Below are 1,892 nucleotides of genomic sequence, written 5' to 3' on the forward strand. Positions count from 1 at the left end.
GCAAGCCCGCCGCGAAGCGTGCGAAGCCGTCCGGTTCGGCCGCGGAGCGCGCGGCGGCCGCTTCGTCGCCCGAAACGCGTCCGCCGAAGCGCTCGACGTGATGCGGCGCAGGTAGCAGGTCGATCATGCGACTCGCGCTCGTTCTGATGGGAGGCGGCGCGCGCGCCGCATACCAGGTCGGCGTGCTGAAGGCGCTGGCCGAGATCGCGCGCGAGGCCGATCCGCAGCGGCACACGCTGCCGTTCGCGGTCGTGTGCGGTTCGTCGGCCGGCGCGATCAACGCGACGTCGGTCGCGAGCCACGCAGACGACTTTTCCCATGGCGTGCGGCGCCTGCTCGAATTCTGGGAACCGTTGCGCGCCGATTACGTGTATCGCACCGACTGGCTCGGCATCGCGGCCGCCGGCGCGCGCTGGCTCGCGACGATGACGTTCGGCTGGGCGGCGCGCCGCTCCCCGCGGGGGCTGCTCGACAACACGCCGCTCGCGCACCTGCTGCAGCGCGAGCTGAGTTTTCACCGGATCGAGCAGATGCTCGAGGCGCGCCTGCTGCATGCGCTCGCGATCACCGCGCTCAGCTATTCGAGCGGTCGGCACCTCACGTTCTACCAGGCGGCCGAGCCGATCCAGGCGTGGCGGCGCGCGCAGCGCACCGCGCGGCTCGTCGACCTGTCGGCGTCGCACCTGCTCGCGTCGTCGGCCATTCCGTTCGTGTTCCCCGCCGTGCCGCTCGTGCTCGACGGGCAGATCGAGTACTTCGGCGACGGCTCGATCCGGCAGATCGCGCCGCTGTCGCCGGCGATCCACTTCGGTGCGGACCGGATCGTCGTGGTCGGTGCAGCCGATCCGCGGCCCGAGATTCCGGCCGCGAACGGCGCGGGACGGGCCCGTGGCTATCCGAGCCTCGCGCAGATCGGCCAGCAGGTGCTCGCGAGCGTGTTCCTCGACTCGATCGGCTCGGACATCGAACGGATCGAGCACATCAACCGGATGATCGAGCACCTGCCGCACCAGGTCGAGCTCGACAGCGGCTGGCGGCACGTCGACGTGCTCGCGATCGCGCCGTCCGAGCGCATCGAGCTGATTGCCGCGAAGCACCTGAAGCAGATGCCGGCGACGATGCGCGGGCTGCTCGGCGCGATCGGCGGCAGCCAGCCGGCCGGCGCGTCGTTCGCGAGCTACCTGCTGTTCGAGGAGGCGTTCACGCGCGAGCTGATCGAGCTCGGCTACCGCGACGGCCGGGCGCAGCGCGAGACGCTCGCCGGCTGGATCGCCCAGGCGGACGGCAGCAGCGCACCGGCGGCCGGCACGCCGCCGGAAGGCGGCCTCGCGGCCGGCGAAATACGGGTCTGACACGCGCAGGCGCAATGTAAGGTTGCGTTTTCGCGACGGTCAGGCGCGACCGATCGCCGCACCGCGGTTGGCGGCGCGCGACCGGGCAGGCGTCTCGGAACCGTCATGCACGCGTGCTATCATGGCCGCCGCCGTATACACCATATCGAGCAGCCCGCCGATCCGGCATCCGCACGGGACCTTTCGGGGAACCCGCCTGGGGCAGGGGACGGGCGCGCCAACGAGCCGGCCAGCGCCGGCCCCCACTCAGGCAAGCGCGACCGGCCTCCGTCGGAACGGAGCGGGTTGCGACATGCCCAACGGCGGCAACGCGGCCGCCCGGCCGCCGGACGAGGAATCAGCGTCCGGCGGGCCGGTTTCCCGCGTAAAATTAGAGTCTTGGCTGCAAAAAGCGCGCGTGGCGCGCTGGCGCGGCAACAGTCACGTTTAGAGAAGTCGCATTGCGCAGAACAGGGGTGGGACCATCATGAACACCATGCTTTATCCGGAACTTTACAGGTCGCTCGAAGCTGTCCGCTGGGACATGGAGAAGGACATCCC

1 protein-coding gene is annotated in these 1,892 nt (G+C 70.6%); it reads left to right on the forward strand.

Annotated features, from left to right (window positions below; translation table 11 throughout):
* Window positions 1-125: 125 nt before the first annotated feature.
* Window positions 126-1,352, forward strand: a complete 1,227-nt coding sequence (locus JMF90_RS35245; RefSeq protein ID WP_011694424.1) for a patatin-like phospholipase family protein — start codon at window positions 126-128, stop codon at window positions 1,350-1,352.
* Window positions 1,353-1,892: the final 540 nt, after the last annotated feature.

This window comes from Burkholderia sp. E168m23 (genome assembly GCF_016586125.1).
GTDB classification, from domain to species: Bacteria; Pseudomonadota; Gammaproteobacteria; order Burkholderiales; family Burkholderiaceae; genus Burkholderia; species Burkholderia orbicola.

What these genes read in the sequence shown, in the direction of transcription:
- JMF90_RS35245 (WP_011694424.1), top strand. Translation starts at nt 126, where the DNA reads ATGCGACTCGCGCTCGTTCTGATGGGAGGCGGCGCGCGCGCCGCATAC.